This is a genomic window from Streptomyces sp. TBY4, assembly GCF_024213195.1.
Classification (GTDB): domain Bacteria; phylum Actinomycetota; class Actinomycetes; order Streptomycetales; family Streptomycetaceae; genus Streptomyces.
The window spans coordinates 66,061-86,751 of sequence record NZ_JANAVF010000013.1 but is presented as its reverse complement, the minus strand read 5'-3'; the positions used below and the strand labels follow the sequence as shown (position 1 = coordinate 86,751).

Here is a 20,691-nt window from a genome sequence, read left to right as displayed (position 1 = left end):
GAGGGTACCCGCTCAAGCGTCCGGAAAGCAGTCAGCGCCGTTCCGGTTTGGCGCTGCGCCCCATGAGTTCCTTGAGCGCGACCAGGGTGGGCTTGCCGTGGTGGACGATGTCGACGACGGTGTCGGTGATCGGCATGTCCACCCCGTGGCGGCGGGCCAGATCGGCCACGGACTGGCAGGACTTGACGCCCTCGGCGGTCTGCTTGGTGACCGCGATGGTCTCCTCCAGGGTCATCCCGCGGCCGAGGTTGGTGCCGAAGGTGTGGTTCCGGGAGAGCGGCGAGGAGCAGGTGGCGACGAGGTCGCCGAGGCCCGCGAGGCCGGAGAAGGTGAGCGGATCGGCGCCCATCGCCAGGCCCAGGCGGGTGGCTTCGGCGAGGCCGCGGGTGATCAGCGAGCCCTTGGTGTTGTCGCCGAGGCCCATGCCGTCGGCGATGCCGACGGCGAGGCCGATGACGTTCTTGACGGCGCCGCCGAGCTCGCAGCCGATCACGTCGGTGCTCGTGTACGGGCGGAAGTACGGGGTGTGGCAGGCGGCCTGGAGGCGCTGCGCGACGGCTTCGTCCACGCAGGCGACCACGGAGGCGGCGGGCTGCCGGGCGGCGATCTCGGGGGCCAGGTTGGGGCCGGTGACGACCGCGATGCGCTCGGCCGGGACCTTGGCCACTTCCTCGATGACCTCGCTCATCCGCTTGGCGGTGCCGAGTTCCACGCCCTTCATCAGGGAGACGAGCACGGCCTCGGGGGCCAGCAGCGGCACCCAGGCGGCGAGGTTGCCGCGCAGGGTCTGCGAGGGGACGGCGAGGACCGTGAAGTCGGCGCCGGCCGCGGCCTCGGCCGGGTCGGTGGTGGCGCGGATGTTCGCGGGGAGTTCGATGTCGGGGAAGTAGTCCGGGTTGGTCCGGCCGCCGTTGATGGCGTCGACGAGCTCCTGGCGGCGGCCCCACAGGACCACCTCGCAGCCGGCGTCGGCGAGGACCATGGCGAAGGCCGTGCCCCAGGAGCCGGTTCCGAATACGGCTGCCTTCACGGGACGTGTCACTTGTTGCCCTCCCCTGCGGCCTTGCGCCGCTGCTGCGCCCTGGCATTGCGATGGTCGTACGGCTGCGGGGGCGCACTCTCGCCCCGCAGTTCCTCCAGCAGCCCGGTGATGGCCGCCATGATGACTTCGGTGGCCTCCCTGAGCACGTCCGGGGTGGGTTCCCGGTCGTAGTACGCGGAGAGGTCCACGGGCGGCCCGGCGAGGACCTGGAGGGTCTTGCGCGGGAACAGGCGGACCTTGTTCTCCTTGGCGTAGGGCGGCATCGCGAGATTCGCGCCCCACTGGGCCACCGGAATGACGGGGGCCCTGGTCATCAGCGCCACGCGCGCCGCGCCGGTCTTGCCGGCCATCGGCCACATGTCGGGGTCCCGGGTGAGGGTGCCTTCCGGGTAAAAGGCCACGCATTCGCCGTGCTCGATCGCCTCCACGGCGGCCCGGAATGCGTCCAGGGCGTTGGTGGACTCCCGGTAGACCGGGATCTGACCGGAGCCGCGCAGGATCGCTCCGACAATGGGGACGTCGAAGAGGGCCGCCTTGCCGAGCAATCGGGGCACCCGGCCGGTGTTGTACTGGAAGTGCGCGTAGGACAGCGGGTCCAGATACGAGTTGTGATTGACGGCGGTGATAAATCCGCCCTCGGCCGGAATGTGTTCCATTCCCCGCCAGTCCCGCTTGAAGAGCACTGTCAGCGGCGGTTTCGCGATGGCCGCCGCAAGGCGGTACCAGAAGCCGATTCTGCGGCGGGACACTCGGACACCTTCCTCTAGGACCGGTGCGCGGCTGGGGCACCTCGGGGCCGGACAAGTGTGGCCCCGGGTCCGGTCTCTGTCGAGAACACCGTACGCCCCGGACACCCGCACGAGGCCCCGGGTCGCCCGGCATGAGGTGACAATGGGGCTCCGCATGACCTGGTCATGACCTGTACATGGTCTGAGCGGCGCGCGAGCGTGCCGGAGGGAAGGGGTCCGTCACGAACGCCGTCTGGAGTCTGGTGGTCCCGCTGAAGCCGCTCGCGGTGGCCAAGAGCCGCCTCGCGGCGGCCGTCGGGGCGTCCCGGCCGGGGCTCGCCCTGGCGTTCGCGCTGGACACCGTCGCGGGGGCGCTGGCCTGCGCGGCCGTCGCGGATGTGGTGGTCGTCACGGACGACCGGGCGGCCGGTGCGGAACTGGCGCGGCTGGGGGCCCGGATCCTGCCGGACTCCCCCGCGGCCGGGCTCAACGCGGCGCTGGCCCACGGGGCGCGGGAGATACGGGCGGGCCGGCCGGGGGCCCCGTTGGCCGCGATGAACGCGGATCTGCCGGCGCTGCGGCCGCCCGAATTGCTACGCGTGCTCGAAACGGCCTCGGCATTTCCCCGGGCATTTCTGGCGGATGCGGCGGGAATCGGGACGACCTTGCTTTCCGCTGCTCCGGACGTGGAATTGGCGCCCTCGTTCGGCGGCCCCTCGCGGGCCCGGCATTCGGCCTCGGGCGCGGTGGAAATGGCCCTCGCCGGCGTCGAGAGCATCCGCCGGGACGTGGACACGGGGGCCGATCTGCGGACGGCCCTGGCCCTCGGCGTGGGGCGCCATACGGCCCGATACAGTGCCCGTATGCAGGCGACCGCGTACACGTACGACTCCCAGACCCGCAGCGGCAGTGTGCTGCTGGACGACGGCACCCCGGTGCCCTTCGAGGCCCCGGCCTTCGACGCGGGCGGCCTGCGGCTGCTTCGTCCCGGGCAGCGGGTGCGGATCGAGACGGACGGCGAGGGCGCGGGCCTGCGGATCACCCTGGTCACGCTGCAGACCTTCTGACCGCGGACCTTCTGACCGCAGACTTTCCGGCGGCCGGCCGCCCTGCGGCGTTCCGACCGGCGTTCCGACGCACCGCGGGCCGGTTTCCCCACTGCGGGGAAACCGGCCCGGCGCGTGTGACTCGTTGCCCTACTTGGTCTTGCGGGCGGTGGTCTTCTTCGCGGTGGCCTTGCGCGTCGCCGTCTTCTTGGCGGGCGCCTTCGTCGCCGCGGTGGCCTTCTTGGCCGCCGGGGCGGTCTTCTTCGCGGTGGCGGTGGTCTTCTTCGCCGCCGCAGCGGTCTTCTTGACCGTCGCCTTCTTGGCCGCGGGGGCGGCCTTCTTCGCCACGGCGGTCTTGGCGACCGTCTTCTTGGCGGTGGCGGTCACCTTCTTGGCCGTGGTCTTCTTCGCGACCGTGGTCTTGGCCGCTGCAGCCGCCTTCTTGGCGGGTGCGGCCTTCTTCGCGGCGGCCTTCTTGACCGTCGCCGAAGCGCCACCGGTGAGGCTGCCCTTGGGCGCCTTCTTCACCGACACCTCGCCGCCCTTGGGCAGCTTCTTGGTGCCGCTGACCAGGTCCTTGAAGCCCTGGCCCGCGCGGAAGCGGGGAACCGAGGTCTTCTTGACCCGGACGCGCTCACCCGTCTGGGGGTTGCGGGCGTAGCGGGCCGGGCGGTCGACCTTCTCGAACGAGCCGAAGCCCGTGACCGAGACCCGGTCGCCCGCGACGGTCGCACGGACGATGGCGTCCAGGACCGCGTCGACGGCGTCCGCGGCCTGCTGACGGCCGCCCAGCTTGTCGGCAATCGCTTCTACGAGCTGCGCCTTGTTCAACGTCTTCCCCTTCGGAGACTTCGCCAGAACGAATGTGTTCAAGCTTATTTCGCACGTTAGGCGGATATATACCGCAAATCAAACACGAAACGGGCTTATCACCCTAGTGCCGCAACGTTGTAGGCCGTTACGGAGTTCCTTCGCATCCGTCGCCTTCAGGGAATCGACCCTCGTCGAGGTCCTTCATCAACCTGTCCAGGCGCACTGCCGCATCGGCGAGATCATGCTTCGCCGCGGCCGTGACGACCAACAGCTTCCGGGTCAGCGCCATCCTTACGCCCTCCGGGACTTGCAGTGTGCGCACCCTTGTGTGTGCTTCTTTCAATCGGTCGGCGACAAGTCCGTAGAGCTCAAGTTGACTGTCGCGTTCCATGCACAGATTGTGCCATCTGGGGCGAGTTGTCGCCTCACGGGGCCTCAACACACGACTGTGCCCCCTGCCGGACGGCAGGGGGCACAGTGTTGCCTATGTGATCACCCTAAGGCGAATAAGCGCTGATCAGGCTGGAATCACGCCTGAATCGTGCGCGGCTTGAAGGCCGGCCGGACGCTTTCGTAGGTGGCGATGTCCGCTTCGTTCTGAAGGGTGAGCGAGATGTCGTCCAGCCCCTCCAGCAGCCGCCAGCGGGCGTTGTCGTCGAGCTCGAACTCCGCTACGACGCCTTCGGCTCGGACCTGGCGGTCGACCAGGTCGACCGTGATCTCGGCGGTGGGGTCGGCCTCGGTCAGCTTCCACAGCTGCTCGACGGTCTCCTGCGGCAGGACCACGGTCAGCAGACCGTTCTTCAGCGAGTTGCCGCGGAAGATGTCGGCGAACCGGGAGGAGATGACCGTCTTGAAGCCGAAGTTCTGCAGGGCCCAGACGGCGTGCTCGCGCGAGGAACCGGTGCCGAAGTCGGGACCGGCGACCAGGACGGTCGCGCCCGCGCGCTCGGGGCGGTTGGTGACGAACTCCGGGTCCTTGCGCCAGGCCTCGAAGAGCCCGTCCTCGAACCCGTCGCGGGTGATCTTCTTCAGCCAGTGGGCCGGGATGATCTGGTCGGTGTCGACGTTGCTGCGGCGCAGCGGGACGGCCCGGCCGGTGTGGGTGGTGAAGGCTTCCATCGTTCTCAGACTCCGGCGGTCGCGGGGGCGTCGGACAGGTCGGCGGGCGAGGCCAGGTGGCCCAGCACCGCGGTGGCGGCGGCCACCTGCGGGGACACCAGGTGGGTGCGCCCGCCCTTGCCCTGCCGGCCCTCGAAGTTGCGGTTGGAGGTGGACGCGGAGCGCTCACCGGGGGCCAGTTGGTCGGGGTTCATGCCCAGACACATCGAGCAGCCCGCGTGCCGCCATTCGGCGCCGGCCTCCTTGAAGACCTTGTCCAGGCCCTCCTCCACGGCCTGGAGCGCGACGCGCACCGAGCCCGGGACGACCAGCATCCGTACGCCGTCGGCGACTTTGCGGCCCCCGATGATCCCGGCCACGGCACGCAGGTCCTCGATGCGGCCGTTGGTGCAGGAACCTACGAAGACGGTGTCGACCTTGATGTCCCGCAGCGGCTGGCCGGCGGTCAACCCCATGTACTCCAGGGCCTTTTCGGCGGCGTTGCGCTCCGAAGCGTCCTCGTACGAAGCCGGGTCGGGGACGTTGGCCGACAGGGGCGCGCCCTGGCCGGGGTTGGTGCCCCAGGTGACGAACGGCGACAGCGTGGTGCCGTCGATGACCACCTCGGCGTCGAAGACGGCGTCGTCGTCGGTGCGCAGGGTCTTCCAGTACGCGACCGCCGCGTCCCAGTCCTCGCCCGCGGGGGCGTGGTCGCGGCCCTCGAGGTAGTCGAAGGTGGTCTGGTCGGGGGCGATCATGCCCGCGCGGGCGCCGGCCTCGATCGACATGTTGCAGATGGTCATGCGGGCTTCCATCGAGAGCTGCTCGACGGCCTCGCCGCGGTACTCCAGGATGTAGCCCTGGCCGCCGCCGGTGCCGATCTTGGCGATGATCGCCAGGATCAGGTCCTTGGCGGTGACGCCCTCGGCCAGCGCGCCGGTGACGGTGATCGCCATCGTCTTGGGGCGGGCCAGCGGCAGCGTCTGGGTCGCCAGCACGTGCTCGACCTGGCTGGTGCCGATGCCGAACGCCAGCGCGCCGAAGGCGCCGTGCGTGGAGGTGTGCGAGTCACCGCAGACCACCGTGGTGCCCGGCTGGGTCAGGCCCAGCTGCGGTCCCACGACATGGACGACACCCTGCTCGACGTCGCCCAGCGAGTGCAGGCGCACACCGAACTCGGCGCAGTTCGCCCGCAGCGTCTCCAGCTGGGCCCGGGAGACCGGGTCCGCGATCGGCTTGTCGATGTCGATGGTGGGGGTGTTGTGGTCCTCGGTCGCGATGGTGAGGTCGAGGCGCCGGACCTTGCGGCCGGCCTGGCGCAGCCCCTCGAAGGCCTGCGGGCTGGTCACCTCGTGCAGCAGGTGCAGATCGATGAAGAGGAGATCGGGCTCGCCTTCGGCGCGCCGGACGACATGGTCGTCCCAGACCTTCTCCGCGAGTGTCCTACCCATCGCTTTCCCTCCGGCCGGCCGGTTGTGCCGGCGCTTGATAGAGATCTCGTGCGCCTGATCGCCCGTACCCCACGTCCCGGACGACGGCTCGGACCCAGTGGTTCGTGGACCCGCACATACAGACTCGCTGGTTCTTGGAAAAATTGAACTTGCGTTTCACAGTGTGAGACGCGAATATCGTTTCATGGACAACTCTAGCGGCGTCGGCGTTCTCGACAAGGCAGCTCTGGTACTGAGCGCACTGGAGTCCGGTCCGGCCACCCTCGCCGGGCTGGTCGCGGCGACAGGGCTCGCACGACCCACGGCACATCGCCTTGCCGTGGCACTGGAACACCACCGGATGGTGGCGAGGGACATGCAGGGCCGGTTCATCCTCGGACCGCGGCTGGCGGAGCTCGCCGCCGCGGCCGGCGAGGACCGCCTGCTGGCCACGGCCGGACCGGTGCTCACCCACCTCCGGGACGTGACGGGAGAGAGCGCGCAGCTCTACCGGCGTCAGGGCGACATGCGCATCTGCGTGGCGGCCGCCGAGCGGCTGTCGGGCCTGCGGGACACCGTCCCGGTGGGCTCCACGCTCCCGATGAAGGCTGGCTCGGCCGCGCAGATCCTGATGGCCTGGGAGGAGCCCGAGCGGCTCCACCGCGGCCTGCAGGGCGCGCGTTTCACGGCGACGGCGCTCTCGGGCGTACGGCGTCGCGGCTGGGCACAGTCGATCGGCGAGCGGGAGCCCGGCGTGGCATCGGTCTCGGCGCCCGTACGCGGGCCGTCGAACCGCGTGGTGGCCTCCGTATCGGTCTCCGGGCCGATCGAGCGCCTGACCCGCCACCCGGGGCGCATGCACGCCCAGGCCGTCATCGACGCGGCCGCCCGGCTGACCGAGGCCCTGCGCCGCTCCAGCTGAGCACCTCCCGGTCGCAGACCTTCCCACCCTTCCCCCCGGGCCCGGGGGCGCGTGAGACGCCGCACACGTCCGCACACGCGCCGCCGGGCCCGTACTTCTTGCCCCGGCGTCCGCCCTGTCCGGAAACAGCGAAGAGGCCCTCCGCGATGAACGCGGAGGGCCTCTTCTGTGCGTACCCCCGACCGGATTCGAACCGGCGCTACCGCCTTGAGAGGGCGGCGTGCTAGGCCGCTACACAACGGGGGCTAGCTGTTACTGCGGTACTGCGCTGGGCTACCAGGACTCGAACCTAGAATAAGAGAACCAGAAACTCTCGTGTTGCCAATTACACTATAGCCCAAAGGTCTAGACCAGCTAGACACCGTACCCCCGACCGGATTCGAACCGGCGCTACCGCCTTGAGAGGGCGGCGTGCTAGGCCGCTACACAACGGGGGCCCTAGCGATCCTGCATCAAAACATCCGGGTGCGACCCTGAACATCTCACGGGAAGGATCTGTACCCCCGACCGGATTCGAACCGGCGCTACCGCCTTGAGAGGGCGGCGTGCTAGGCCGCTACACAACGGGGGCAAGCACTGCGTTACTACGGAACTGCGCTGGGCTACCAGGACTCGAACCTAGAATAAGGGAACCAGAAACCCTCGTGTTGCCAATTACACTATAGCCCACCAAAACTCAAGACCCTGAGGGACTTTCGTTCGGTTAGCGCCTCCGGCCCGGCCTTTCGGCCCGCTCGGGCGGCGCAGAAAGAACATTACCGGATGCCTGACCGTGCTCCAAAACGGGTATCCCCGGCCAGCACCTGCGGGAGCCGGTCGAGTCCGGCGATCCGGTGCACGCCCTCGGGTCCCGGCCCGCGGCCGCCGTCCCGGTCCAGCCACACGGCCGTCAGGCCGGCGTCACGGGCGCCGCGCGCGTCGATCTCCGGCTGGTCCCCCACGTAGACCACTTCCCCCGGCTCCAGCCCCATCTCGGCGCACGCGGCGAGGAAGGCCCCGGCCTCCGGTTTGCTGACGCCCAGCTCGACGGCGCACACGAGGACCTCGAAGCGGTCGCGCAGGCCGAGCCGGCGCAGCTTGGGGTCCTGGTTGGCGAGGGAGGAGTTGGTGAGGACCCCGTGCCGGTAGCCGCCCGCGAGGGCGTCCAGTACGGGCACCACGTCCGGGAACAGCTCCCAGGCGGCCGTGTAGTGCTCCACGTACCGCCCGAACCAGTCGTCGGCCTGCGCGTCCGTCAGGGCGGGCTCCCCGAGGAACTCCCGCACCCGGTCCCTGCGCTGCCCCTGGAAGGTGCCCTCACCGCCCGCGTAGCGCTCCCAGTGCCGGTCGGTGATCCGCCGCCACAGGGCGAGCGCCTCGGCCGGAGCCCCGTACCGCTCCGCGAGCCCCTCGGCGGCCAGGTGCGCGGCCAGCCCGGCCCGGTCGGCCCGGGTGTAGTCGAACAGGGTGTCGTCGATGTCCCAGAGCACCGCACGGATCGCCATGTGGCCGACCCTACGCGGAACGCCTCAGGGGCGGCGGCCGATCGCTGAAGTAGCGATCGGCCGCCGCCCCTGAGGGACGTACGGGGTACTGCTGACGCGGTGGCGCGCTACGCGGCGGTGAGCTTGGCCAGGGTGGCGTCGATGCGGGACAGGGAGCGGTCCTTGCCCAGGATTTCGAGGGACTCGAAGAGGGGGAGGCCGACCGTGCGGCCGGTGACGGCCACGCGGACCGGGGCCTGGGCCTTGCCGAGCTTGAGGCCGTGGGTCTCGCCGGCGGTGAGGACCGCCTGCTTGAGGGACTCCGGGTCCGACCAGTCGGCCGCGGCCAGGTTCTCGCGGGCCGTGGTGAGGAGGGCCGCCGGGTCGCCCTTCATCGCCTTGTCCCACGACGCCTGGTCCTCCACCGGCTCCTTCAGGAAGAGGAAGTCGACGTTGGCCGTGATGTCCGAGAGGACCGTGACGCGGGTCTGGGCGTACGGCGCGATGCGCTCCCAGGCGGCGGTGTCGAAGTCCTCGGGTGCCCAGTTGGCGTGCGGGGCCTGCAGCCACGGGGCGCAGCGGTCCGCGAAGACCTTCGGGTCCAGGAGGCGGATGTGGTCGGCGTTGATCGACTCGGCCTTCTTGAGGTCGAAGCGCGCCGGGTTGGCGTTGACGTCCGGGATGTCGAACTTCGCCACCATCTCCTCGATCGAGAAGATGTCCTGGTCCTTGGAGAAGGACCAGCCCAGGAGGGACAGGTAGTTCAGCAGGCCCTCGGGGAGGAAGCCACGCTCGCGGTAGAGGTTGAGCGAGGCCTCGGGGTCGCGCTTGGAGAGCTTCTTGTTGCCCTCGCCCATCACGTACGGCAGGTGGCCGAAGGCGGGCACCGCCTTGGCGACGCCGAGCTCGATCAGGGCCCCGTAGAGCGCGATCTGGCGCGGGGTGGAGGACAGCAGGTCCTCGCCGCGCAGGACGTGGGTGATCTCCATCAGCGCGTCGTCGACCGGGTTGACGAGCGTGTAGAGCGGGGCGCCGTTGGCCCGGACGATGCCGAAGTCCGGCACGTTGTCGGGGGTGAAGGTCAGCTCGCCGCGGACCAGGTCCGTGAAGGTGATGGGCTCGTCGGGCATCCGGAAGCGGACGATCGAGGAGCGGCCCTCGGCCTCGTACGCGGCCTTCTGCTCCGCGGAGAGCTCGCGGCAGGTGCCGTCGTAGCCGGAGGGCTTGCCGGCGGCGCGGGCCGCGTCGCGGCGGGCGTCCAGCTCCTCGGTGGTGCAGTAGCAGGAGTAGGCGTAGCCGCCGTCCTGGAGCTTCTGCGCGACGTCCTTGTAGATGTCCATGCGCTCGGACTGGCGGTACGGGGCGTGCGGGCCGCCGACCTCGGGGCCCTCGTCCCAGGTGAAGCCGAGCCAGCGCAGCGAGTCGAGCAGCTGGACGTACGACTCCTCGGAGTCGCGCGCCGCGTCGGTGTCCTCGATGCGGAAGACGAACGTACCGCCGTGGTGGCGGGCGAACGCCCAGTTGAAGAGGGCCGTGCGGACCAGACCCACGTGGGGGTTGCCGGTCGGGGACGGACAGAAACGTACGCGGGGGGTCGCGTTAGCCACGCTTGATCACCTTGTTGGTGAGAGTGCCGATGCCTTCGATGGTGACGGCGACCTCGTCGCCGACGTTCAGGGGGCCGACTCCGGCCGGGGTCCCCGTGAGGATGACGTCGCCCGGGAGCAGCGTCATGGCCTCGGTGATGTGCACGATCAGGTCCTCGATGGAGCGGACCATGTCGCTGGTGCGGCCGAGCTGGCGCTGTTCGCCGTTGACGGTGCACTGGATGGTCAGGTCGCTCGGGTCGAGGTCGGTCTCGATCCACGGGCCGAGGGGGCAGGAGCTGTCGAAGCCCTTGGCGCGGGCCCACTGCTTCTCGCGCTGCTGGACGTCGCGCGCGGTGACGTCGTTGGCGCAGGTGTAGCCGAGGATGACGTCCTTGACGCGCTCGCGCGGGACCTCGCGGCACATGCGGCCGATGACCACGGCGAGCTCCGCCTCGTGGTGGAGGTCCTGGGAGAAGGAGGGGTAGGCGATCGGGTCGCCGGGGCCGACCACCGAGGTGGAGGGCTTGAAGAAGGTGATCGGGACGTCCGGGACCTCGTTGCCCAGCTCCGCCGCGTGCTCCCGGTAGTTGCGGCCGATGGCCACGACCTTGTTCGGGAGCACGGGCGGCAGCAGCCGGACCTTGCTCAGCGGGACCTTCGTGCCGGAGAGCTCGAAGTCCGCGAACGGGATGCCCTTGATGATGTCGAGGACGAGCTCACCTTCGGCGCCGAGGGCAGTGCTGCCCTCGACCGCGCCGAACGCGACATTGCCGTCGATCGAGAACCTGGCGATGCGCACGTGTTGCGTCTGCCCCTCTGTATTTCCGCTGGCTGGAGTCTGCGGACTCCAGGCTAACGCGGTGGGGGCCGACGCTTCGCGCGGCTTTCGCCGGACACCCTTCTTTACTGCGCGGCGGCGACCGGCGCGTTCATGAGGGTGGTGCGGCGCGGGTTCGCGGTCTGGGCCGGCAGCTCGACGGTGTGCTCCGGGACCGGCACGGCCTGCAGCTCCTCGGCGTCCTTGAGGTGCGCGAGGGTGGTGCGGCGCGGGTTGGCTATGTTGCGGAACATCATCGTCGTCTTCATCGGAGTGCGAAGCCCTCGGCTCACTAGGTCGGATGGTGGCGGCGGGCGCCGCCGGATTGCCTTCGGAGTGCCGCTTGTCGCTCGCGGCAAGCCTGTAAAGCTCAAGGCTAAACATCTGAATCCCCCGCCGAACCGGGAAGTAATGGCCACGGCTATGTGAGTTTGCTCACCAGCGACCAGGCATTACGGACATAAGGGTCAGTCAATTCCACCCCATAAAGCGGACATTGCGCCACTGAATGCGCCATTCCGCTCCCGATCATCGCGACTGGGACAGCTTGCCAGAGGCGAGGTTTGGGCGGCGTAAGTCCGATTCCGTATGAATTGGCACGCACGTCGGGTAGCACATGCGTCACCCGACGTGACCGACTCCCCGGCCCAGGACTCGCACCTTGTTGGAGATCCGCCTCTGTGCTGGAATTCGCGGGACCGCCGCGGGAATCAGCCGGCGCGCAGGTGGCGCGAGACAGCGCCGAGCGCGGCGGCAACGGAGAGGGAGACGCGCCGGTCACCGACGACCACCATGGGGCGCATTGCCCCACGACTCGACACCGTCCCACCGGTCGCCCGGCGGGACGCCTGGTCCAGAGGTTGCGACGCTAGTGCAGGGACGATTCAAGAGGGATGACAAGGGGTCTCCCCAGGCCCGTCAGGGCCGTGGGGACGCCGCGCCGGAGCAGGACCCGCGCGGCGGGACCGACCGTGGCTCCTCGCCCCAGCACGCCCAGAACCGCGGGCCGGCTGTCGAGAGCGGGAGCCCCGCGGGCCCTGTCGGCTCCGCCGCGGTCAAGGCCAAGGGGCGCGCCAAGCCCAAGGGCGGCTCGAAGGCCGACGACGAGTCGGGCGGCCGCGACGTCGCGATACCCCAGGCCCCCCGTGGCACCGGTTCCCGTCTGGCCATGCAGAACTGGCGCATCAGCACGCGACTGGTGTCGCTGCTGACCCTGCCGGTCGTCGCCGCCACCACCCTCGGTGGCCTCCGCATCAACGACTCGCTCAACGACATCGCGCAGCTGGAGCACATGCAGCTGCTGACGACGATGACGCGTCAGGCCACCAACCTGGCCGCCATGCTCCAGGCCGAGCGCGACAACTCCGCCGGTCCGCTGTCCGTGGACAAGTCGGGCAAGCCCAGCACCCTGGTCCAGGGCGTCCGCGACTCGACCGACTCCGCCGTCCGGGCCTTCGCCGCCGCGACCGACAAGGTCGACGTCGCCGAGGGCAACGACGAGACGCTCCGGTCGATCCGCAACAACATCCTGCAGATCGCGCACGGGCTCAACAACCTCGAAGAGATCCGCAAGTACGCGTACCAGAACGGCGCCCAGCAGACCGTCACCGAGTACAACGCGCTGGTCGTCTCGCTGCTCTCGCTCTCGCAGGACATGGCCCAGGCCACCTCGAACCCCGAGATGATCAAGCGCACCCGCGCGCTGGCCGCGTTCTCCTCCGCCAAGGAGTACGCCTCGATCCAGCGCGCGATCATCGCGGCCGCGCTCCCCGCGGACCCCTCGCTGCCGGGCAACCTCACCGAGAACGACCGCCTGTACGCCCGCTCCGCCCAGAACAGCGAGGAGCAGGCGCGCAAGACCTTCGAGCTCGTCTACCAGGGCAAGCCCGAGGAGCTCCTCGCGGCGCTCGGCGACGGCAACCAGGAAATCGCCACCGCGGACCACTACGCCCGCCGCGTCCTGGGCAACAAGGACCAGTTCGCCAAGGAGAAGAACCGGTCCTGGATGGACTGGTACGACGCGGACGACACCAAGCTGCAGGCCATGAAGGTCATCGAGCTCACCCTGCTCGAGGACATGGAGCAGAAGGCCCGCGAGCTCAAGAACGAGTCGCAGCGCGACGCCCTCATCAACGGTGCGCTGATCCTCATCGTCCTCGGTGTCTCCCTCGTCGGCGCCTTCGTCATGGCCCGCTCGATGATCCGCTCCCTGCGCCGCCTGCAGGACACCGCGACCCGCGTCGCCCAGGACCGGCTGCCCGAGCTCGTCAAGCAGCTGTCCGAGTCCGACCCGCAGGACGTGGACACGACGGTGGAGTCCGTCGGCCTGCACACCCGCGACGAGATCGGCCAGGTGGCCGCGGCCTTCGACGACGTGCACCGCGAGGCCGTCCGCCTCGCCGCCGAGCAGGCCCTCCTGCGAGGCAACGTCAACGCGATGTTCACCAACCTCTCGCGCCGTTCGCAGGGCCTCATCCAGCGCCAGCTCTCGCTCATCTCCGAGCTGGAGTCGCGCGAGGCCGACCCGGACCAGCTGTCCTCGCTCTTCAAGCTCGACCACCTCGCGACCCGCATGCGCCGTAACGGCGAAAACCTCCTCGTCCTCGCGGGCGAGGAGCCGGGCCGCCGGTGGACCCGCCCCGTCCCGCTCGTCGACGTGCTCCGCGCCGCCGCGTCCGAGGTGGAGCAGTACGAGCGCATCGAACTCTCCTCGGTGCCCGGCACCGACGTCGCCGGCCGCGTGGTCAACGACCTCGTGCACCTGCTCGCCGAGCTGCTGGAGAACGCCACCTCGTTCTCCTCCCCGCAGACCAAGGTCAAGGTCACCGGTCACGCGCTGCCCGACGGCCGCGTGCTCGTCGAGATCCACGACACCGGCATCGGCCTCTCCCCCGAGGACCTCGCCGCGATCAACGAGCGGCTCGCCTCGCCGCCCACCGTGGACGTCTCCGTCTCCCGCCGCATGGGTCTGTTCGTGGTCGGCCGCCTGTCCCTGCGACACGGCATCCGCATCCAGCTGCGCCCCTCCGACTCGGGCGGTACGACGGCCCTCGTCATGCTCCCGGTGGACGTCGCCCAGGGCGGCAAGAAGCCGGCCCCGATGCCCGGTCAGGGCGGTCAGGGTGCGCCCGGCGCCCCGGGCCAGGGTGGTCCCGGCGCCCAGGCGCAGGGCTCGATCCCCGCTCCCGGCGGACGTCCCCCCGTGGGCGCGGCCCCGCAGCGCGGCCAGGTTTCCGCCGCCGGCCAGCGCGCGGCCCTGCCGGGCCGCGACGGCGGCCCCGGCGGTCAGCCCCAGGGCCCCGGCCCGCAGGGCGGACGGCCCCCGCAGCAGCAGGGCCCCGGCGGCCAGACCCAGAGCGCCTTCGGTTCGGGTGCTCCGCTCCCGGGCCGCGGTCCGGTCCCGTCTCCCGGCGGCCCGGGCGGCTTCGGCGGTCCGCAGGCCCGTCCGGTCGGCGCCCCCACGGCGTCCGGTCCCGGCGGGTTCCCGCAGGGCAACGGCTTCGAGCGCCCGCAGCCTCCGCAGCAGCAGGGCCAGCAGCCCCCGCAGCCTCACCAGTCCCAGCCCCAGCAGCAGGCCCCGCAGCAGCAGGGTCAGCAGCAGGCCGGCGGCCCCGGTGCGCGCGGTCCCCGGCCGCAGCTGCCGCCGCGCGGTGGCGCGCCCCGCCCGGAGCTCCCGGGCGCCGGCGGCGGACCTGCCGCGATGCCCCAGACCACCACGTGGGGCGCGGCCCAGGGCGGTCACGACGTACCGCGCGGCCACGACGAGCTGTCGGGCCCCGGTTCCACCTCCGAGTTCCCCCGGCCCGACTTCAACGCCCCGGCCCCGCAGGCCGGCGGCACGGGCGGCTACGACAACGGCACCACGGGCCAGTTCGCCCGCCCCGAGTTCGGCGACCCGGCCTCCACCGGCCAGTTCGCCCGCCAGGACTTCGGCGACCCGGCCGCCACGGGGCAGTTCGCCCGCCAGGACTTCCAGGCCCAGCGGCCCGGCGGCCCCGGCGTCGGCGGCTACGCCCAGCCCGGCCAGGCCCCGCAGCCCCAGGGCGACTACGCCCCCGTACCGCCGCCGCGCGCCGAGGCTCCGCGGCTGCCGCAGGCGCCCCGTCCGGAGGCGCTGCCCCCGGCCGGTTCGGGTTCCGGCGAGGGTCGCAGCCCGATCTTCGACACGCTGGAGTCGAACTGGTTCCGCCAGGAGGCGGGCCAGGCCCCGGCCCAGGTGCCGGCGGTGCCGCAGCAGGCTCAGCAGCCCGCCCCGGCGGCTCCGGCCGCCCCGCAGCGCCCGCAGCAGCACCAGCTGCCGCAGCGCGGCCAGGAGCAGGCTCCGGCCGAGTCCGCGCAGACGGCCACGGGCGCGGTGCCGACCGTGAGCTGGCGCTCCTCGCCGAACGACGAGCTGATGCGGCAGGCCGAGCGCGTGCGCCAGCCCGCCGCCGGCGGCATCACGACGTCGGGGCTGCCCCGCCGGGTCCCGCGGGCGAACCTCGTGGCCGGCACCGCGCAGCAGCAGGCCGAAGCACAGGCCGGCCCCCAGGTTTCGCGGTCCCCGGACGATGTCCGTGGCCGTCTCACCAACCTCCGACGCGGTATCCAGCAGGGACGGCAGGCCGGCACCACCGGCCCGGCCACCGGCAGTTACCACATCGACCCCACTTACCAGCAGGAGCGATAGTTGAGTTCGATGAGCCAGGCGGCACAGAACCTGAACTGGTTGATCACCAACTTCGTGGACAACACCCCCGGGGTGTCCCACACCGTGGTGGTCTCCGCCGACGGCCTCCTTCTGGCCATGTCCGAAGGATTCCCCCGCGACCGGGCCGACCAGCTCGCCGCGGTGGCCTCCGGGCTGACCTCCCTCACCGCGGGCGCGTCCCGCATCTTCGAGGGCGGCGCCGTCAACCAGACGGTGGTGGAGATGGACCGCGGGTTCCTCTTCCTGATGTCCGTGTCCGACGGATCCTCGCTGGCCGTACTGGCGCACCCCGAGTGCGACATCGGCCTCGTGGGTTACGAGATGGCCCTCCTCGTGGACCGCGCCGGCAGTGTCCTCACCCCGGACCTGCGCGCGGAGCTGCAGGGAAGCCTGCTCATCTGACTGCCGCTCTCCCGGCCGGACGGTACTGCCGGCCGGGGGACCGGGGCCGCGGCCCCGGAACCCAGTACCACCGCCAGGCCGTCATACCGTCCCCCCACCGGCCGCCCCGTCAGACGGCACGCTGACCATTGCTGTCCAGCCCGGAGGATCAATGACCCCGCCCCCCGCCTATTCCGATCAGTACGGAGACTCGTACTCGGAAGGCGACCAGCCGCTGGTTCGTCCGTACGCGATGACCGGTGGCCGGACCCGACCGCGCTACCAGCTCGCCATCGAGGCCCTGGTCAGCACCACGGCCGATCCGATGCACCTGTCCGGGCTGCTCCCGGAACACCAGCGCATCTGCACCCTCTGCCGTGAGGTCAAGTCGGTCGCGGAGGTCTCCGCGCTGCTGAACATGCCGCTCGGTGTCGCACGCATCCTCGTCGCCGACCTGGCGGAGGCCGGCATGGTGGCCATCCACCAGCCGGGCAATGGAGAGGCCGGCGGAACGCCGGATGTAACGCTGCTCGAGAGGGTTCTCAGTGGACTTCGCAAGCTCTAACGGTGGGGCGGCTCCCGCTCGCTCCACCACCTCCGCGAAGATCGTGGTGGCGGGTGGCTTCGGCGTGGGCAAGACCACGTTCGTCGGCGCCGTCTCCGAGATCAACCCGCTGCGCACCGAGGCCGTGATGACGTCCGCGAGCGCGGGCATCGACGACCTGACCCACACCGGGGACAAGACGACCACCACGGTCGCCATGGACTTCGGCCGCATCACCCTGGACCAGGACCTGATCCTGTACCTCTTCGGTACCCCCGGACAGGACCGCTTCTGGTTCATGTGGGACGACCTCGTGCGCGGCGCGATCGGTGCGATCGTCCTGGTCGACACGCGGCGCCTGGCGGACTGCTTCCCGGCCGTGGACTACTTCGAGAACAGCGGGCTGCCGTTCGTCGTGGCGCTCAACGGCTTCGAGGGACACCAGCCCTACACGCCGGAGGAAGTCCGCGAGGCCCTGCAGATCGGCCCGGACGCCCCCATCATCACCACCGACGCCCGCCACCGCGCGGACGCCAAGAGCGCGCTCATCACGCTCGTCGAGCACGCCCTGATGGCGCGGCTCAAGTAGAAGCACGCGCAACGATGGCCTCATCGGCCGGTTTTGGGGGGCGGGCTGTGTCATGCGACACGGCCCGCCCCCTTCGTTCATAACGTTTCGACAGAGAATTGCCGGTAGTTGGCCACAGGGTGCGTTCGCCCGGTGTCACTGCGCTCACAACTGGCCCCATTTTTGCCGCAGGACGCTCTTTATGTCCGGTTTATGTGGGGCATAAGGCTCTAGGAATGGCCGATTTCAACTGTTTGGAACACGGCCGTTAACCGTGCTGGAATTCAACGAACTAGCTAGTAGCACCGCCGAGAGGTTGTTGGTCGAGTGAGGCGAAGCAACTCGAGCCCCGCGGATGAACCCGCGCGCGGCAACTTCACCCCGCCGCCGCGCGCGGCCGCGTCTCCCCTTGACGTACCCGTGGAACCATCCGTGAGCGGCGGAAGCACCAGCAGGTTCTCGCCCCGCAACTGGCGCGTGCCGACCCGTCTGAACGCCATCCTGCTCGTCCCGGTCCTCGTCGGACTGGTCATGGGCGGCTTCCAGGTGAAGGGCTCGATCGACACCTGGGACGAGGCCAAGGACGCGGAGAAGACCGCCGCCATCGTCCAGGCCGCCGCCGAGTACGGCCAGGCGCTGCTGAACGAGCGCGACCTGACGGCCGATCCCCTGCTCAAGGGCCAGCGCGAGTCCGAGGCCGTCCTGAAGGCGTACTCCGCCACCGACGCGGCCAAGGCGAAGTTCGCCGAGTCCGTGAAGGACCTGCCCGAGGGCCAGGGCCTGGAACGCCGCCTGGAGCTCTTCCGCCAGGAGGAGCCGAAGCTGGAGCAGGTCCGCAAGACGGCCTACCAGGCGGCGCTCGAGACGCCGAAGAAGGCCCTCCCCAAGGCCATGGGACCGATCCCGACCGAAGAGGGGTACGTGCTGGTCCAGCACTACCTCATGCAGTTCTCCAACGAGCTCGGTCTCGGCACCGGCAACGTGACCTCGTACGGCCGCATGGTCTACGCCCTCGAACTCTCCAAGGCCGCGAACTCGCTGCAGCGCTCCGTGGGCACGCACCTGCTGGTGCGCCCGAGCGCGAACGAGGAGATCCGCAAGGCCCAGCTCGTCGCCTTCTCCTCGTACGCGTACCTCGAGGAGATCGCCATCGGCGAGTACGTCGCCGCCGGCACCGACGAGGACGTCGCACGCCTGCGCGAGATCATGGGCAAGAAGTCCGAGGAGGGCGCCGCCCGGCTCGCCGCCGCCAAGCAGGCGGCCGAGCAGGCCGGCACCCCCTTCCACGCCCCGCCCGTGGTCAACGACTCCGCGCTCACCGGTATGACCGAGGCGATAGCCAGCGGCGAGAAGCCCGCCAAGCTCGCGCTGGACGGCACCACCCCGCAGGCGTGGCAGGCCGCCGCCACCGCCAAGTTCGACGGTTACGCCGAGCTGGAGAAGGAACTCCTCGCCAAGGCCCTCAAGGACTCGGGCGCCGTCTCCGACGAGGCCCGCAGCGACGCCATCCTGACCGGCGCCATCGTGGTCGTGGCCCTGCTCGCCGCCTTCATCCTGGCCGGCATGATGGCCCGCCAGATGGGCAAGGCCATGCGCCGTCTGCGCGGCGCCGCCTTCGACATCGCCGAGCAGCGCCTGCCGATGCTCGTCGACCAGCTCTCGCGCACCGACCCGGGCAAGGTCGACACCCGGGTGCTGCCGATCCCGATCGACTCCCAGGACGAGATCGGCGAGGTCGCCCGCGCCTTCGACCAGGTCCACCGGGAGGCCGTCCGGCTCGCCGCCGAGCAGGCCCTCCTCCGGGGCAACGTCAACGCGATCTTCACGAACCTCTCCATGCGCAACCAGTCGCTGATCGAGGGCCAGCTGAGCCTGATCACCGAGCTGGAGAACAACGAGGCCGACCCGGACCAGCTGGAGAACCTCTTCCGCCTGGACCACCTGGCCACCCGCATGCGCCGCAACGGCGAGAACCTCCTCATCCTCGCGGGCGAGGAGCCGGGCCGCCGCTGGGACCAGCCGGTCCCCCTCGTCGACGTCCTGCGCGCCGCCTCCTCCGAGGTGGAGCAGTACGAGCGCGTGGAGCTGTCGGGCGTCTCCGAGGCCGAGATCCACGGCCAGGCCGTGACCGACCTCGTGCACCTGCTCGCCGAGCTGCTGGAGAACGCCACCACCTTCTCCTCCCCGCAGACCAAGGTCCGCGTCAACGCGACCCGTCTGCCCGACGGCCGCGTGATGGTCGAGATCCACGACAAGGGAATCGGCCTCACCGCCGAGGACTTCGCGGACATCAACCACAAGCTGGCCAACCCGCCGACCGTGGACGCCGCGATCTCGCAGCGCATGGGTCTGTTCGTGGTCGGCCGGCTGGCCGACCGGCACGGCATCCGCGTCCAGCTGCGCCCCTCGGGCGAGGCGGCCGGCACCACCTCGCTGGTCATGCTCCCCGACGCCATCACCCACGGTGGCGGTGGCGAGGAGATCCCGGCGGACGACTTCACGGTCTCCCAGATGATCCCGCGCCAGCAGGCCCAGCAGCCGGCCGCGCTGCGCACGGCCGCCGAGCTCGGCTTCGACGACTCCCGCTACGAGGTCCACCGGGCCGACCAGCCCCAGCCGGGCTACGACGAGCCCGTCGCCGACCCGGTCGGCCGGTCCCTGGGCCGCGAGGAGCGCCGGGCGGCGCTGGAGGCGCAGGTCGGCTACCCGCAGGCGCAGGCCCCGTACGGCGAGGCCCCGTACGAGGAGCCGGCGGCCGACTATCCGGAACCCCAGCCGGAGCACGCGTACCAGCCGTACCAGGGCTACGAGCAGCAGCCCGCGCAGGGCTACGACCTCGGTTACGAATCCGCTCAGGCCGGGCAGGGATACGACGCGTACACCCAGCAGGAGTACGGCTATCCGGAACCCGGGTACACGGATCAGCGACAGGAGATCCCGGCCTACGACGGCGGGTACGACTCCAGCTCCACGGCGGCGGAGTGGCCCCAGCAGAACACCTACTCGGGCTCCTACCAGCAGGATTACGGGACCGAATCGGAATCACCGGCCGCTCCCGAACCGGCCCCGGAACGCGTAGGCTTCGACCGTCCGGGCGCCACCGCCGACGCCGGCCACCAGGTGACCGGGGCGGGCCTGCCGCGACGCGGCAGCCAGCCGCAGCAGCGGCCGGGACAGCAGGAAACGGAGTCCTCCGGTTACCTCTTCGAGCAGCGGCCGCAGCGTCAGCAGCAGCCCGCGGCTCCGGAGAAGGCCACCGAGGGAACGGACGGAACCGCCGACTGGCGCTCGAACAACGACGAGCGCTGGCAGCAGGCCGCCAAGCTCCGCGAGCCGAAGGCCGGCGGGGTCACCCCCTCCGGTCTCCCCCGGCGGGTGCCCAAGGCCAACCTGGTCGAGGGCGCTGCGGAGACGACGCCGCAGGGAGGCCCCGAGGTCTCCCGTGCCCCGGAGGACATCCGTGGCAGGTTGAGCAACCTGCGACGCGGCGTCCAGCAGGGCCGCAATGCGGGATCCGAGCAGTCAAGTAACAGCTATGACCAGGAGCGTTAGTGTGA

16 protein-coding genes, 5 tRNA genes and 1 pseudogene are annotated in these 20,691 nt (G+C 70.5%); 7 read left to right on the top strand and 15 right to left on the bottom strand.

Annotated features, from left to right (window positions below):
• Positions 1-31: 31 nt before the first annotated feature.
• Both NLX94_RS27285 and NLX94_RS27280 read right to left on the bottom strand, forming a co-directional pair.
• Positions 32-1,042 carry an NAD(P)H-dependent glycerol-3-phosphate dehydrogenase gene (locus NLX94_RS27285; protein ID WP_254385747.1) on the bottom strand — a complete coding sequence of 337 codons (1,011 nt, stop codon included), beginning with the start codon at positions 1,040-1,042 and terminating at the stop codon, positions 32-34.
• Complete coding sequence (locus NLX94_RS27280) at positions 1,039-1,791, bottom strand: lysophospholipid acyltransferase family protein (protein WP_254385746.1); 753 nt, start codon at positions 1,789-1,791, stop codon at positions 1,039-1,041. The genes NLX94_RS27285 and NLX94_RS27280 overlap by 4 nt, the downstream gene beginning before the upstream one ends.
• Before the next feature lie 239 nt (positions 1,792-2,030).
• Between NLX94_RS27280 and cofC the strand changes: the two are divergent.
• Positions 2,031-2,636: pseudogene (cofC, locus tag NLX94_RS27275) on the top strand (2-phospho-L-lactate guanylyltransferase); the annotation flags it as partial.
• Positions 2,637-2,966: 330 nt separating this feature from the next.
• Here the strand turns inward: cofC and NLX94_RS27270 are convergent.
• From NLX94_RS27270 to leuC, 4 genes are all read right to left on the bottom strand, one after another.
• Complete coding sequence (locus tag NLX94_RS27270; protein WP_254385744.1) at positions 2,967-3,647, bottom strand: HU family DNA-binding protein; 681 nt, start codon at positions 3,645-3,647, stop codon at positions 2,967-2,969.
• A gap of 127 nt (positions 3,648-3,774) precedes the next feature.
• Positions 3,775-4,020, bottom strand: a complete 246-nt coding sequence (locus NLX94_RS27265) for a hypothetical protein (RefSeq protein ID WP_254385743.1) — start codon at positions 4,018-4,020, stop codon at positions 3,775-3,777.
• Positions 4,021-4,157: 137 nt separating this feature from the next.
• Positions 4,158-4,751, bottom strand: coding sequence for a 3-isopropylmalate dehydratase small subunit (gene leuD / locus NLX94_RS27260; protein ID WP_254385742.1), 594 nt, complete (start codon positions 4,749-4,751; stop codon positions 4,158-4,160).
• 5 nt (positions 4,752-4,756) lie between these two features.
• Entirely contained in the window at positions 4,757-6,181 is a 1,425-nt protein-coding gene (leuC, locus tag NLX94_RS27255; RefSeq protein ID WP_254385741.1) for a 3-isopropylmalate dehydratase large subunit, read from the bottom strand.
• A gap of 184 nt (positions 6,182-6,365) precedes the next feature.
• On the opposite strand from leuC, the gene ndgR reads away from it, so the two are divergent.
• Positions 6,366-7,082: an IclR family transcriptional regulator NdgR gene (gene ndgR, locus NLX94_RS27250; RefSeq protein WP_112450208.1), complete on the top strand. Its 717-nt coding sequence runs from the start codon at positions 6,366-6,368 to the stop codon at positions 7,080-7,082.
• Positions 7,083-7,255: 173 nt separating this feature from the next.
• Here ndgR and NLX94_RS27245 read toward each other — a convergent pair.
• From NLX94_RS27245 to NLX94_RS27205, 9 genes are all read right to left on the bottom strand, one after another.
• Positions 7,256-7,328, bottom strand: a tRNA-Glu gene (locus NLX94_RS27245).
• Positions 7,329-7,350: 22 nt separating this feature from the next.
• Positions 7,351-7,422, bottom strand: a tRNA-Gln gene (locus tag NLX94_RS27240).
• A gap of 24 nt (positions 7,423-7,446) precedes the next feature.
• Positions 7,447-7,519 (bottom strand) — tRNA-Glu (locus NLX94_RS27235).
• Positions 7,520-7,580: 61 nt separating this feature from the next.
• Positions 7,581-7,653: transfer RNA gene (locus NLX94_RS27230), tRNA-Glu, on the bottom strand.
• 26 nt (positions 7,654-7,679) lie between these two features.
• Positions 7,680-7,751, bottom strand: a tRNA-Gln gene (locus tag NLX94_RS27225).
• A gap of 86 nt (positions 7,752-7,837) precedes the next feature.
• Positions 7,838-8,566: an HAD family hydrolase gene (locus NLX94_RS27220; protein ID WP_254385740.1), complete on the bottom strand. Its 729-nt coding sequence runs from the start codon at positions 8,564-8,566 to the stop codon at positions 7,838-7,840.
• Positions 8,567-8,673: 107 nt separating this feature from the next.
• On the bottom strand, positions 8,674-10,152 hold the full coding sequence (gene gltX / locus NLX94_RS27215; RefSeq protein WP_254385739.1) for a glutamate--tRNA ligase: 1,479 nt from the start codon (positions 10,150-10,152) through the stop codon (positions 8,674-8,676).
• The gene (locus NLX94_RS27210) at positions 10,145-10,933 is read right to left on the bottom strand and encodes a fumarylacetoacetate hydrolase family protein (RefSeq protein WP_254385738.1); all 789 of its coding nucleotides are present in this window, start codon (positions 10,931-10,933) and stop codon (positions 10,145-10,147) included. Before NLX94_RS27210 ends, gltX begins: the two co-directional genes overlap by 8 nt.
• Before the next feature lie 104 nt (positions 10,934-11,037).
• Entirely contained in the window at positions 11,038-11,220 is a 183-nt protein-coding gene (locus tag NLX94_RS27205; RefSeq protein ID WP_254385737.1) for a hypothetical protein, read from the bottom strand.
• A gap of 602 nt (positions 11,221-11,822) precedes the next feature.
• Here NLX94_RS27205 and NLX94_RS27200 point away from each other — a divergent pair.
• The 5 genes from NLX94_RS27200 to NLX94_RS27180 all read left to right on the top strand — a co-directional run bounded on the left by NLX94_RS27200 (position 11,823) and on the right by NLX94_RS27180 (position 20,686).
• Entirely contained in the window at positions 11,823-15,620 is a 3,798-nt protein-coding gene (locus NLX94_RS27200) for a nitrate- and nitrite sensing domain-containing protein (RefSeq protein ID WP_254385736.1), read from the top strand.
• Positions 15,621-15,629: 9 nt separating this feature from the next.
• The gene (locus tag NLX94_RS27195; RefSeq protein WP_008739864.1) at positions 15,630-16,043 is read left to right on the top strand and encodes a roadblock/LC7 domain-containing protein; all 414 of its coding nucleotides are present in this window, start codon (positions 15,630-15,632) and stop codon (positions 16,041-16,043) included.
• A gap of 151 nt (positions 16,044-16,194) precedes the next feature.
• On the top strand, positions 16,195-16,587 hold the full coding sequence (locus NLX94_RS27190; RefSeq protein ID WP_243337752.1) for a DUF742 domain-containing protein: 393 nt from the start codon (positions 16,195-16,197) through the stop codon (positions 16,585-16,587).
• Entirely contained in the window at positions 16,568-17,155 is a 588-nt protein-coding gene (locus NLX94_RS27185; RefSeq protein WP_254385735.1) for an ATP/GTP-binding protein, read from the top strand. The genes NLX94_RS27190 and NLX94_RS27185 overlap by 20 nt, the downstream gene beginning before the upstream one ends.
• A gap of 306 nt (positions 17,156-17,461) precedes the next feature.
• A complete protein-coding gene (locus NLX94_RS27180; protein WP_254385734.1) occupies positions 17,462-20,686 on the top strand; it encodes a nitrate- and nitrite sensing domain-containing protein in 3,225 nt (1,074 codons plus the stop codon).
• Positions 20,687-20,691 lie beyond the last annotated feature (5 nt).